Annotated in this window: 13 protein-coding genes; 2 read left to right on the plus strand and 11 right to left on the minus strand. The window is 40.6% G+C overall.

The features are described from left to right. Window positions 1-54 precede the first annotated feature (54 nt). The 5 genes from H5058_RS04530 to H5058_RS04550 all read right to left on the minus strand — a co-directional run bounded on the left by H5058_RS04530 (window position 55) and on the right by H5058_RS04550 (window position 3,180). A complete protein-coding gene (locus H5058_RS04530) occupies window positions 55-465 on the minus strand; it encodes a hypothetical protein (protein WP_182677070.1) in 411 nt (136 codons plus the stop codon). Then, window positions 452-1,789, minus strand: coding sequence for an ATP-binding protein (locus tag H5058_RS04535; RefSeq protein ID WP_011327965.1), 1,338 nt, complete (start codon window positions 1,787-1,789; stop codon window positions 452-454). Before H5058_RS04535 ends, H5058_RS04530 begins: the two co-directional genes overlap by 14 nt. Next, window positions 1,783-2,457, minus strand: coding sequence for a response regulator transcription factor (locus tag H5058_RS04540; RefSeq protein ID WP_007375447.1), 675 nt, complete (start codon window positions 2,455-2,457; stop codon window positions 1,783-1,785). The genes H5058_RS04535 and H5058_RS04540 overlap by 7 nt, the downstream gene beginning before the upstream one ends. A gap of 3 nt (window positions 2,458-2,460) precedes the next feature. Continuing rightward, entirely contained in the window at window positions 2,461-2,718 is a 258-nt protein-coding gene (locus tag H5058_RS04545) for a PepSY domain-containing protein (RefSeq protein WP_011327966.1), read from the minus strand. Between the two features lie 159 nt (window positions 2,719-2,877). Next, on the minus strand, window positions 2,878-3,180 hold the full coding sequence (locus tag H5058_RS04550; RefSeq protein WP_058373227.1) for a YciI family protein: 303 nt from the start codon (window positions 3,178-3,180) through the stop codon (window positions 2,878-2,880). Window positions 3,181-3,368: 188 nt separating this feature from the next. On the opposite strand from H5058_RS04550, the gene H5058_RS04555 reads away from it, so the two are divergent. Beyond that, on the plus strand, window positions 3,369-4,793 hold the full coding sequence (locus H5058_RS04555; RefSeq protein ID WP_182677072.1) for a sodium-dependent transporter: 1,425 nt from the start codon (window positions 3,369-3,371) through the stop codon (window positions 4,791-4,793). Between the two features lie 198 nt (window positions 4,794-4,991). Further along, window positions 4,992-5,261, plus strand: a complete 270-nt coding sequence (locus H5058_RS04560) for an HU family DNA-binding protein (RefSeq protein ID WP_058373229.1) — start codon at window positions 4,992-4,994, stop codon at window positions 5,259-5,261. Between the two features lie 83 nt (window positions 5,262-5,344). Here the strand turns inward: H5058_RS04560 and trpA are convergent, their stop codons facing one another. The 6 genes from trpA to H5058_RS04590 are packed head-to-tail and all read right to left on the minus strand — an operon-like array spanning window position 5,345 to window position 11,963. After that, window positions 5,345-6,166 (minus strand): tryptophan synthase subunit alpha, encoded by an 822-nt coding sequence (gene trpA, locus H5058_RS04565; RefSeq protein ID WP_182677074.1) that lies wholly within the window; start codon window positions 6,164-6,166, stop codon window positions 5,345-5,347. Continuing rightward, on the minus strand, window positions 6,163-7,347 hold the full coding sequence (gene trpB, locus H5058_RS04570) for a tryptophan synthase subunit beta (protein WP_011327971.1): 1,185 nt from the start codon (window positions 7,345-7,347) through the stop codon (window positions 6,163-6,165). The genes trpA and trpB overlap by 4 nt, the downstream gene beginning before the upstream one ends. Before the next feature lie 7 nt (window positions 7,348-7,354). Continuing rightward, window positions 7,355-8,719, minus strand: a complete 1,365-nt coding sequence (trpCF, locus tag H5058_RS04575) for a bifunctional indole-3-glycerol-phosphate synthase TrpC/phosphoribosylanthranilate isomerase TrpF (RefSeq protein ID WP_182677075.1) — start codon at window positions 8,717-8,719, stop codon at window positions 7,355-7,357. Beyond that, the gene (gene trpD, locus H5058_RS04580; protein ID WP_089368172.1) at window positions 8,712-9,779 is read right to left on the minus strand and encodes an anthranilate phosphoribosyltransferase; all 1,068 of its coding nucleotides are present in this window, start codon (window positions 9,777-9,779) and stop codon (window positions 8,712-8,714) included. The genes trpCF and trpD overlap by 8 nt, the downstream gene beginning before the upstream one ends. A gap of 11 nt (window positions 9,780-9,790) precedes the next feature. Continuing rightward, window positions 9,791-10,393, minus strand: a complete 603-nt coding sequence (locus H5058_RS04585) for an aminodeoxychorismate/anthranilate synthase component II (RefSeq protein WP_182677077.1) — start codon at window positions 10,391-10,393, stop codon at window positions 9,791-9,793. Between the two features lies 1 nt (window position 10,394). Further along, entirely contained in the window at window positions 10,395-11,963 is a 1,569-nt protein-coding gene (locus H5058_RS04590) for an anthranilate synthase component 1 (RefSeq protein WP_182677079.1), read from the minus strand. Window positions 11,964-12,446 lie beyond the last annotated feature (483 nt).

Here is a 12,446-nt window from a genome sequence, read left to right on the forward strand (position 1 = left end):
TTATTAGTATCGCTACTTATGTCGATATCAATAGCGCAGCACTTATTTTGAATATTAAAGAGGCCGCTTTAAGTCTAAAGTAAATTGCTCTACTAGTGATAACTCGCAGGTTTTATAGGTTATTGCAGCAGTTAAAGCATTAGGCAACTTTAATGAGTAGCGCCATTGGCAACTATGCTTAATATAATTTTCGTTACTGGCAATGCTTTTTATAAACAGCTGTAAAATTTGCGTATTGCCAGTTTCAAATTCTAATTTATTTAACTCAAATTTGCGCTTTTGGATCCAAGTGTTTTGCAGTTGTTTAGCTGTATTTAACTGATCATCTAGGCACTGAATGTAACGCTTAGTAACCTCTGGCGTTGCTTGAGCAGGTAATTTACATGTTTGCTGGGCAAAGCTTACCGAGCTAAAAAATAATAAAGTTAAGCTTAATAAATAAATTATAGAGTTACTTTTTTTCATGGTAATTAAACTCTAGCATAAACTTGGCCCCGCCTAATTGCTCAGACTTAGAAATGGTGAGTAAGCCACGATACGACTTAACTAAGTCAGATACGATTGCCATACCCACACCATGGCCACTTTCGTAGGTATCTAAGCGTGTGCCTCTGGTAAGCAGAGATTCGCGTTTGTCTTGTGGTACACCTGGGCCGTCGTCGCTAATACTAATACACAGGGTTTTACCTTGCGCTACTTTAATGGTTACTTGCGAGCGACATGCTTTACAGGCGTTATCAATTAAATTACCAAGTAATTCCATTAGGTCGGTTTTATCACCTAAAAAGTAATCTTTTTTACCTACTTTACAGTCAAAAATAATATCTTTATCGCGGTATACTTTACCCATAGCACTTAAAATAGAGTCTAAAACAGGTTTAATAACGGTTTGTTTTTTCCAAGTGTCGGAAGCACCTGTAGCAGCACGCTTTAATTGATGCTCGATCATCACATTGATGCGATCTAGTTGTTCTTGTGCATCGGCATCATTTGCCAATGGACTCGACTTTAGTACTGCCAATGGTGTTTTAAGTGCGTGGGCTAAGTCGCTTAATGACGCTCTGTAGCGCTCTTTTTGGCGTTGTTGCGACTCAAGTAATAAGTTTAAATCAGCTTTTATTGTTTGTAACTCTACTGGGTACAAGCCTTTTATTTCTTGTATATCGCCAGACTCTATCGCTTTAATTTCTTTATCTAGGCGCTGTAGTGGCCGGGCACTCCAAATAAAACCAATTGCCATTAACCCAGCAATTGCTATTCCCATTATAAACATCCAGTCAACCAGTGTTTGTTTAAAGCCATCCATAAGCTTTACTAACGCGTCGTTACGTTTGAGTAAAATAAAGCGTGCTTGCTCAGACTGATCAATATTATTGAGAATAACGGTTAAGCTTAATTGCCAATAGCTGGTGTTATTATACTCCACACGCCTAAAGTCAGCGGCGCCGGCTTTGGGCTCAATATATTCTGGCGTAAAATTAACATTCACCGCCGACTCAGAATACCAAATAGGTACATCATCGCGGTATATCATTGCGTAGGTGTCTGAATTTAAATTATTAAGTTCGGGGGTTAAAATAGTGCTGGGCATAATAATGCCGCGCTCTGTAAAGTCGACTTCAGAAATTAGGGAGTACAGATGGGCTTCGAGGTTTTTTTCTGTTGCATCAACCAAAGAGGCATAATAAGCGGTGCCTATAGAGTAAAACAAAATAGGCAGGGCGACTAACAAAACAAAGACAAGGATAAATCCTTGCCTTATTTTTAACGATATTTGCGGTGCTACCACTGGCTTTTAAGCCTGTAGCCGCGTCCTCGTAGTGTTTCTACAGGATTTAGTACGCCTTCAGGATCTAATTTTTTACGTAAACGCAGTACAAATACTTCAATTACGTTCGAATCAAGGTCAAAGTCTTGGTCGTAAATATGCTCAGTAAGCTCTGATTTAGAAATTACCTTTTGCGGATTAACCATGAGGTATTCTAGTACTTTGTATTCGTATGCAGTTAAGCTTAACTCTTTATCGTCAACCCACACTTGCTGCGAGCGAGTATGAATTTTAATTGGTCCTGCTGTCATTTCTGGGTTTGCTTTACCTGCGCTGCGGCGAATTAGTGCATTACAACGGGCAATTAGCTCCTCAACATGAAATGGTTTTGTTAGGTAGTCATCAGCACCGGCATCTAAGCCTTCTACTTTGTCTTGCCAACGATCGCGCGCTGTTAGTATTAAAATAGGAATGGTAATGCCTTGGGCACGGGCTTTATTAATAAGCTCAATCCCGTCTATTTTAGGTAAACCTAAGTCAACCACAGCCATGTCTAAAGGGTACTCAGTGATATGAAAAAGACCCGCTTCACCATCGTGGCATAAATCTACGCTGTAACGTTCTTTTTCTAGAGCATTACGCAGGTTATCTGCTAAGTGTAAATCATCTTCTATAACTAAAATTCGCATCAATCAATCCTTTTTCACTTCGCCAGTTTTTTTATTTATTTTTAAATCTACGACGTGGCCGTCAGATTTTAAAATTCGTACAGTATAAAAATTTATTTTTTCGGTAATTTTTAATGTCGTACCGTCAGTGGTTTCTTTTGCAAGTACTACCGCTTTCTTTTTGCTTATCTCAACGCTATTAACCTTAGTTATTGTATTAGCTTGCAGCGTATTAGCAAAACAAATACAAGCGAAAAAGTTGAGGATTAATAATACGCGCATGACGGGACTCCTAGATCAGAACTACTCAGTTTAGTAAACCGAGTTACCAAAATTCAATTAAATACTTAATAAGAATTTTACGGCAACAGTTTAGTTATTAACGAGTGAACAAACCCTGAATTTTATACTGAGATCATTCAGGGTTAGGTTCATGTGTTATTAAGCAGGGAATACTTTTTTATACGGTTTAACAATTGAGTTTTCGTATACGCCAGCCGCAACATAAGGGTCGGCCGCTGCCCATTCTCGGGCGGCTTCTAAAGAGTCAAACTGAGCAATTACCAGTGAACCGGTAAAACCTGCATCACTTGGATCTTCATTATCGATAGCCGGAAGCGGGCCTGCAGTCAGTAAACGGTTTTGCGAATCAAGTTCACTTAAGCGTGCAAGGTGCGCTGGTCGGGCCTCTTTACGCAGTGCTAAGCTGTTTTCAACATCGATTGAATAAATCATGTACAACATACAGAATCTCATAAAATTTGTTAAATTTATTTAAGTGTATACTAGCATAGCGTTGAAAAATGGTGAATTAAAAGTGTTTGCAGCTTTGTTTACAGTGAGAATATTTTTTTACTGTGTAATTGCTTGAAAAGCGTTGTGTAACACTGGTAGAGTCCCATGGATAAGATAAATAATAACAAGGTTTATACATGAGTGAGAATAGAGAGCATTTTAGCTCCCGCCTAGGGTTTATATTAGCAGCGGCGGGCTCTGCTGTGGGCATTGGTAATTTAGTGGGCTTTCCTGTTTCTGCAACAAAAAACGGTGGTGGCGCATTTTTGCTCGTCTATGCCTTGTTTGTCGCATTTATTTGTTTACCCGTAATGATGGCTGAAATGGCCATGGGCCGTAAAGCGCAAAAAGATCCCCTAGGCTCATACAAAATATTGGGTAACAATGACACAAAATGGAAGTTGGCTGGTTTTTTAGCTGTATTTACTCCTTTTATGATAGCGGTTTTTTATATGGTTATTACCGTATGGATTTTTGGCTATTTAATGCAAACCGCACTTGGTAATTTAGATTCGTTGGCAAACCCTGGACACTTTGGGTTGTTTATTAATAGCTACACAGTATTTGCTTATATGGCAGCTGTGGTACTTGTTGTTAACTTAATTTTGTTAGGTGGCGTAAAGCAAGGAATAGAAAAAGCGGCTAAATTTTTAATGCCGGCATTATTTGTCATGTTAATTGTGTTAGTGGGTTATGTATTAACGCTAGATAACGCGATGGCAGGTGTTAAGTATTATATTATTCCTGATTTTTCTAAAATGAATGCCAGTGTGTTAAATGGTGCGTTAGCGCAAGCATTTTTTTCATTATCGCTTGGTATGGGTATTTTAATGACGTATGCGTCTTATATATCTAAAAAGGACGACATTGTAGGCAGTGCAAAAATGGTCGCGATTACCGACTCATTGGTTGCGTTTGTTGCAGGTTTAATGGTGTTACCGGCTATTTTTAGCTTTGATCCTAATACAGATCCAGCCACGCTTTCTGATTCATCAGTATCGATGATATTTGTATACCTACCTAAAATACTGTTAGCACTGCAACATGATATTGGTTACTTTGGTGCATCGGCAGTGGCGTTTTTATTCTTTTTATTAGTATTTTTTGCTGCAATTACATCACTCGTGTCTATTGTAGAAGTACCTACAGCAACATTAAGCGATCGCAAAGGCATAAGCCGTAAAAAAGCATTGGGTATTTTAACCTTAGCTACGGGCGTACTTACAATTTTATGTACTATGTCGTTTGGTATGATAGATAGCTTAACGTCGTTTACTGGTTACGGCGGTGAAAGTAAGAGCTTTTTTGATGTGGTTTACGATGTATTTTACGACACCATCTTACCGTTTAACGGTTTAATGGTGTGTTTATTTGTAATGTACCGCTGGAAAAAAGCAAATTTAAGTAAAGAGTTGAGCATAGGCTCGCCTAATTATGCAGGCAGCTTTATGGAAAAGTATGTTAACTTTTCGCTTTCAACGTTTATTCCAATTATTTTAGCGACTATATTTATAAACACAGTTGCAACTAAGTTTTTTGGATTGAAATTATTTGGTTTTTAAAAACTGATTAATATTAATTAAGCCGCGTATTTCGCGGCTTTTTTATGTCTGTAATAAATGTACAGCTAATATCAATTGTATTAACGCTGCAGGGTTGACTTGCGTCCTTGTAAGCCTTAGCCTCCCTGACTTTATTTTATATTATGGTTAAATTCCCACGCTTAACTAATTCATTTTGCGTGTATTTAGGAGCATTCAATGAATAAAGCACAACTAGTTACCGCTATGGCTCAAAAAAGTGAGTTAACTAAAAAAGACGCACAAGCAGCACTTACCAGTTTACAAAAAGTAATTACTAAGTCGCTTGCAGAAGGGGATCAAGTACAAATAAACGGTTTTGGTACTTTTGCATTAAGCTATTACCCTGCACGCACTGGGCGTAATCCACAAACCGGTGCTAGTATTGAAATTGAAGGGGCTAATAAAGCGGTGTTTAAAGCTTCTAAAACGTTAAAAGACCTTCTTTAATTTCATTCTCTGTTAAACACTTTTTTATAAAAACGAAAAAGGGCATTTTTAAAATGCCCTTTTTTAATTTCCGTTGGAACTAATTAAAGCGCTGTAGCAGCTTTCATTTTAGTTACAAAGGCTTTTAATTCCGCTGTCATGGTAGGTAAGTCATCAAGGTTTGCTTCGATAATTTTAACCACTGCCGAGCCCGAAATAGCCCCCGCAGCACCGGCATTTAATGCAGCTTTTACATCATCAGGCGTTGAAATACCAAAACCTAATAGCGCAGGTGCGCTATGGTATTCTTTTAATTTAGTTACAATGTTGCCCGCTGGCATTTGCGCTTTTTCGTCAGTACCGGTAACTCCCGCACGCGACAGTAAATAAGTGTAACCTCTGCCATAGGATGCGCATGCGCGAAGCGTGTCGTCATCAGCATTAGGGGTGGCAATAAAGATAGGGTCTACACCGTTTGCCATGGCTGCCTTTCTAAATGTTTTTGACTCATGCAGTGGCACATCGGCCACTAAAATAGAGTCTACGCCGGCGGCTTTAGCATCTTTATAAAAGGTGTCTATACCGCGCTTAAAAACTAAGTTTGAATACAGTAATAAACCAATTGGAATATCTGCATTGTACTGGCGTATTTGTTTAATAATATCAAAGCAGTCTTGGGTGTTAATGTGTACATTAAGGGCGCGAATATTTGCTTTTTGAATGACTGGTCCATCAGCAATTGGATCTGAAAACGGAATACCTAACTCTAGGGCGTCGGCGCCGCCATCAATTAAACTTTTAATAATAGCAATACTTTGCTCTTTACCGGGGTCGCCAATAGTTACAAAGGGTACAAATGCCCCGTGTTTTTGCTCATTTAGGGCTGCAAACATTTTACCGTAGCGATCTGTTTTTACTTGGCTCATATTTGACCTCCTTGCGACAATACATTGTGAACGTGGGCTAAGTCTTTATCGCCTCGGCCACTTAAATTAACCACTATAATGCTTTCATCAGTTAGCGCTTCTGCATATTTAAGTGCATAAGCGAGGGCGTGGCTAGATTCGAGCGCCGGAATAATACCTTCATTTTTGGCAAGCGACTGAAAAGCGTCTAGTGCTTCGGTGTCGGTAATGGCTACATATTGTGCACGACCTGTTTCGTGTAAAAATGCATGTTGCGGCCCAACAGCTGGGTAATCAAGGCCGGCAGATACAGAATACGACTCTTCTATTTGGCCGTCGTCATTTTGCATAATATAGGTGTAAGTACCGTGCAATATACCTTTAGTGCCTTTACAAATGGTGGCACCGTGCTCGTGTGTATCTAAACCTTTACCAGCAGGCTCAACACCAATGAGCTTTACACTTGGCTCGTTAATAAAATCACTAAACATACCAATGGCATTAGAACCGCCGCCAACACAGGCAATAACGGCATCAGGTAGGCGACCTTCAGCTTTTAGTACTTGTTGTTTTGCTTCTTCACCAATAATTTTTTGGTATTCACGCACAATAGTTGGGAATGGGTGTGGGCCCGCTGCAGTACCAAGTAGGTAGTGCGCATCTTGATAATTTGCTGACCAGTCACGTAGTGCTTCGTTTACAGCATCTTTTAATGTGCCTGAACCCGCTGTTACCGGAATCACAGTCGCGCCCATTAGCTCCATTCTAAATACGTTTGGTTGCTGGCGTTCAACGTCTTTTGCACCCATGTAAATACGGCATTTTAAACCCAGCAGAGCACAAGCAAGTGCTGTAGCAACACCATGTTGGCCTGCACCTGTTTCGGCAATAACCTCTGTTTTACCCATACGTTTAGTTAATAACGCTTGGCCAAGTACTTGGTTAGTTTTGTGCGCGCCACCGTGCAGTAAATCTTCACGCTTTAAATACAGTTTAACCTTTGGGTTTTTAATTAAATTACGCGTTAAAGTAAGTGGTGTAGGGCGACCCGCATACTCGTTAAGTAATTTTGAAAGCTCAGCCTGAAACTGTGGATCTTTTTGTGCTTTGTTAAATTCGTTTTCTAACTGCTTAAGCGCAGGGACAAGTAGCTCGGGTACAAACATACCGCCAAACTCGCCAAAATAAGCTGGATTTTTCATTTTAACCTCAATAATTTCTAATACTTGTAAATGCGTTTTGTAACTTGTTAGGGCACTTTTTACCCGGAGACTGTTCCACTCCAGAATTAAGGTCTAGCCCTAAGGCGCCTTGAAAAAGTGCCTCTTTAATGTTCTCAGGATTTAAGCCTCCAGCAAGCATAAAGGGGGTGGTGGCATCACGTAGCACCGACCAATCAAATGTTTTACCTGTACCGCCAGCTTGGGTGTTGCTGTGGGTGTCGTACAAAATGCGATCAACACCATGTACTGGAGTCGGCAATGCATCTTTTATTGCCTGTGCTTTCCAAATTTCGCAGTCGCTAGGTAGTTGTGTACGCAAGGTGGTAATGTAATCGTCACTTTCTTGACCGTGTAATTGCACAGCCGCCAATTTTAACACACTTGCGTACTGGGCTACTTGCTCTATAGGCGCATCTACAAATACCCCAACAAAGTTAAGCGGTGCACTTTGGCTAAGCTCTATGGCGCAGTCTAAGTCGACATAACGAGGCGACTTAGGATGAAAAATTAACCCGCCATATACGGCGCCACTTTCATACGCTGCAAGCGCATCTTGGCTGCGCGTTAAGCCACATACTTTGTTATCGCCTAATATAACTCTTTTGCAGGCTTGTTCTAAATCGCGTTCGCTCATAAGTGAGCTGCCAATTAAAAAGCCATCGCAAAGTGGCGCTAATCGTTTTACGTCTTGGTGGGTGTAAATACCCGACTCCGAAATAACGACTTTATTAGCCGGAATAAGTTTACGTAGCTTTTCGGTGGTGGCTAAATCTGTACTTAAATCGCGTAAGTCTCGGTTGTTAATGCCAATTATTTTAGCATTAAGGGCAAGCGCACGGTGTACTTCTGCTTCGTTACTTACCTCAGTTAGCACCGACATATTTAACGAGTCAGCAACGCTATGCAATGCTTTATAGCTTTCATCGTCAAGTACTGAGAGCATTAATAATATAGCGTCGCCGCCATAAATACGCGCCATATATACTTGATACTCGTCTATAAAAAAATCTTTGCAAATAAGAGGCTGCTCTACTTGGCTACGTACAAACTCTAAGTAATCAAAGCTGCCTTGAAAATACTTGGTGTCGGTTAGCACGCTCATACAGCTGGCATACTTTTTATAAACCGAGGTTATTTCAGTTAAATTAAAAGGTTCTCTAATAAGCCCTTTAGACGGCGATGCTTTTTTACATTCTAAAATAAACTGAATGCCAGGGGCTGCAAGTGCTTTATAAAAGCTGCGAGTTGTTGGCACCGCAAGGTGCTTAAAGCTATCTAGTGGGCGAGCGGCTTTGCGCTCAATTAGTTCTAATTTTTTATCAGCAACAATTTTGTCTAATACATTAGCCATTACTTACCTCAATAATTGCATTTAGTGTGTTCATGGCTTGCCCTGAACTTAATAACGTGTGTACTTGTTGTGCGCCGTCTTTTAGCGATTGCGCTTTACCACTTAGGTATAACAGTGCGGCCACATTAACAATAATAGCGGCATTATGCGCTTCATCACCCTTACCTTGCAAAATAGCAAGAGAGACATTAGCGTTGTATTGTGGGCCTTCACCGGTTAGTTGTTCAAGTGAATAGTTTGCAAGGTCAAAGTCACTTGGGTTAAGCGTATACTCGCTAATGTTGCCATTATTTAACTCAACCACAGTAGTTGGGCCGTGCAGAGCAATTTCGTCGGTGCCAGAGCCATGTACTATCATTGCGCGCTTGGTGCCTAGGGTTCTTAATGTTTGTGCCATAGGTAGGCATAAATTGGGGTTGTATACCCCGAGTAACTGTACTTCAGGCGCCGCTGGATTTACCAAAGGCCCTAAAATATTAAAAATAGTGCGTGTTTTAAGGGCAGTACGTACTCCCATTGCGTGGCGTACGCCTGGGTGGTACTGAGGTGCAAACAAAAAAGTAAAGCCTGTTTGTTCTAAGCAATTTGCCGCTTGTGCTGGCGTCATTTCAATATTGATGCCCAATGCTTTGAGCAAATCGGCAGAGCCTGAGTTACTCGAGACACTGCGATTACCGTGTTTTACCATATTAATACCTGCCGCGGCTGCAACAATAGCAGCGGTAGTGCTAATATTAATTGTATTAGAGCCATCGCCACCGGTGCCGCAGCAATCAGCAAGTTGGTTACGGGTAGTATTAAAGGCAAGCGCATTTTCTCGCATAGACGCCGCAGCGCCAGCTATTTCATCGCTGATTTCGCCTTTTGATTTTAACGCTATAAGCAGTGCGCTAAGCTCAATATCACTCATGTTACCTTGCATTATTTCATCAAACAGCGCTTTAGATTGCGTGTAGCTTAATGATTGGTTGCTTATCAGTTGCTCAATTGCAGTTTGAATGCTCGCATTGTGCATATTAGCACTGAGAACATTAATGTTTTGCTTGGTTTGTATACTCATTATGTTCTCCTTTATTGGCTAGCGGTTAAGTAGGCAATGCTTTGCTGTAATAGCTGCGCGCCGTTTGGGGTTAAAATAGACTCAGGATGAAACTGATACCCTAAAACATTGTCATCATGATGATAAATAGCCATAGGAATATCTTGGTATTGGGCAATTACTGCAATATTATCAGGCACTTTAGTGGCCATTAAAGAGTGATAACGCGCTACGGGCATAGTGCTGCCCATACCGTTAAATACTGGGTGTTCACCTAAATCAATTATTGACGATTTGCCGTGTACGGTTTCCCCAGCATGGCCAATTACGCCGCCATAACTTTGGGTTAAAGCTTGCTGGCCTAAACAAATACCCAGCATAGGGAAGTGACCTTTGGTAAGCGCTATTAAATCCATTAAGCAGCCTGCATTACTTGGTGTGCAAGGGCCTGGGGAAAGTACTAATAGCACTTGGCCTTGTTCTTGGCGCATTTTATTAAAAATAACCTCAGCGCTAATATTGTTTCTGTAAACAACCAGTTCACAGCCAAGCATAGTTAGCTCGTCAACTAAGTTATAGGTAAACGAGTCAAAGTTATCTAAAAAGTAAATTTTAATTGGGTGTTGCTGGCTCATGTTAACCCGCCTCGAAAGTAGATTTAATAGCGGTAATAACCGCTTGTGCTTTAGCACGGGTTTCGTTTGCTTCTGACTGCGGATCTGAATCAAATACCACTCCGGCTCCGGCTTGCACGTAAGCAATATTATTTTTTACAAAAGCTGAGCGAATAACAATGCAGGTATCCATAGCGCCATCACCGGTTAAATAACCTACAGCGCCACCGTAGCTACCACGGCGTTTACCTTCGGTTTGGCGCACAAGTTCTGCAGCGCGTACTTTTGGTGCACCAACTAAGGTTCCCATGTTCATACATGCTTGGTATGCGTGTAGTGCATCAAGCTCTGGCTTTAGCGTGCCGACAACGCGCGACACTAAATGCATTACTTGAGAGTAGCGGTCTACTTTTAATAGCTCTTTTGCAAAGCGAGTACCGGCTACGCTAATACGGGCAACATCGTTACGGGCTAAATCAACTAGCATTAAATGCTCAGCGCGCTCTTTTTGATCGTTTCTCAGCTCAAGCTCGATGCGGCTATCTAAGTCTAGATTTATTTGACCATTCGCAAATTTGCCACGCGCTCGAGTACCTGCAATTGGATACACTTCGACCTGTTTTGATGCCACAGTGTATTTAAGTGCTGACTCGGGTGATGCACCAAATAAAGCAAAGTCTTCGTCGCGCATATAAAACATATATGGGCTGGGATTTTGCTGTTTAAGTTTGCTGTAAGCATGAAGTGGGTCGGGGCAAGGCAGCGAGAATGTACGCGAAGGCACAACCTGAAATATATCGCCATCTACAATATTCTTTTTAAGCTTAATTACTTGTTCGCAGTAAGTCTCGTCGCTTATATCAATAGCAACATCGCATTCGCCGCTTTGTATCTTGGCGCTAAATTGTGCAGCGTTATCGCATAAGGTATTTAAGCGCTCTAACTCTTTACCTACTTCAAAGCAGTTTGCATGTACGTCGGGGCCATTAAATACATTACCAATAAGTTCTGTGGTTTGTTTTTGATGATCAATTACCACTAGTGTTTCGGCTAAATAAAATACGTAATCGGGGCAGGTGTTTTCGCCGTCTGGCACATCACTTAACTGTTCAAAATTGGCTACCATATCGTAGGCAAATACACCGCCTAAAAAAACCGAAAAAGGATTGTTGGTGGTGCTTTTAATACTGTTAATACAGGTGCGCAGTGCACTGAATGCATTATCGGCAACCAACTTACTCGCTTCGTCAATATCATTGTTTGAGCTTAAGTACGCAAGCGTTAATGTTGTCTCGTTTAGAGTGGCTTCGCAGCTTTTTACATTGGCTTGTAAATAGCTTAGTAGCTGTTGCCCATTATTTGATTGAGCTGTAATCGTTACGGTTTTACCCTGGCATACAATACGCAGTGCGCAATCAACTAAAATTAAACTTTTAACACTGTCTTTAGACTCAATTTCGGCCGACTCAAGCAGTAGCGAATTTGGCTTATCAAGTGCGCTATATAGTGCAAGCGGGCTACTAATATAGTCGCGTACTTGCGTAATGCTGGTTACTTCACCTGGTGTGGTAGTTATGTGACTAAAAATCAAACCTCATTCCCTCAAAAAAATAAAACCCCGCAATGCTGTGCAATGCGGGGTTTAAATAACGATATCTAAATTACAAACAGATCATTACCGTCCCGCTAAATTAAGCGCCACCAACGATGTGTAAGAGTAAGATTGTTATTCATGTTTTTTAGCCTCTAATGCTTTTTATTTTTTCCAGTCGTTACTGGTTAAAAAGATACGTTTAAATAATAATTATAAAATTTAGTGATAAAAAAACCCGCACAGTTGCGGGTTTTGAATATTTGTTAGACACGACAATTCATCACCCGGAAATTACGAGTGCCACCACCAAATAGTGTTTAAAGTAGAATTGTTCATTATTGTTAATGCTTATAGTGTCTTTAAGTGGCTACAGTAAAACGTATCATATGCTTTGATGTCAAGTGTTTATTTAAAAACAATTTAGTTAAAAAACTTGTTATACTAATTACCGATACTTTCCACACTTAATTTTAAGTAGTT

Source organism: Pseudoalteromonas sp. SR45-4, assembly GCF_014163535.1.
GTDB classification, from domain to species: Bacteria; Pseudomonadota; Gammaproteobacteria; order Enterobacterales; family Alteromonadaceae; genus Pseudoalteromonas; species Pseudoalteromonas nigrifaciens.

Bases quoted from the DNA above. Each gene is read 5' to 3' on its own strand.
- H5058_RS04530 (WP_182677070.1), bottom strand. From the start codon at position 465: ATGAAAAAAAGTAACTCTATAATTTATTTATTAAGCTTAACTTTATTA.
- H5058_RS04540 (WP_007375447.1), bottom strand. From the start codon at position 2,457: ATGCGAATTTTAGTTATAGAAGATGATTTACACTTAGCAGATAACCTG.
- H5058_RS04545 (WP_011327966.1), bottom strand. From the start codon at position 2,718: ATGCGCGTATTATTAATCCTCAACTTTTTCGCTTGTATTTGTTTTGCT.
- H5058_RS04550 (WP_058373227.1), bottom strand. From the start codon at position 3,180: ATGTTGTACATGATTTATTCAATCGATGTTGAAAACAGCTTAGCACTG.
- H5058_RS04555 (WP_182677072.1), top strand. From the start codon at position 3,369: ATGAGTGAGAATAGAGAGCATTTTAGCTCCCGCCTAGGGTTTATATTA.
- H5058_RS04560 (WP_058373229.1), top strand. From the start codon at position 4,992: ATGAATAAAGCACAACTAGTTACCGCTATGGCTCAAAAAAGTGAGTTA.
- trpA (WP_182677074.1), bottom strand. From the start codon at position 6,166: ATGAGCCAAGTAAAAACAGATCGCTACGGTAAAATGTTTGCAGCCCTA.
- trpB (WP_011327971.1), bottom strand. From the start codon at position 7,347: ATGAAAAATCCAGCTTATTTTGGCGAGTTTGGCGGTATGTTTGTACCC.
- trpCF (WP_182677075.1), bottom strand. From the start codon at position 8,719: ATGGCTAATGTATTAGACAAAATTGTTGCTGATAAAAAATTAGAACTA.
- trpD (WP_089368172.1), bottom strand. From the start codon at position 9,779: ATGAGTATACAAACCAAGCAAAACATTAATGTTCTCAGTGCTAATATG.
- H5058_RS04585 (WP_182677077.1), bottom strand. From the start codon at position 10,393: ATGAGCCAGCAACACCCAATTAAAATTTACTTTTTAGATAACTTTGAC.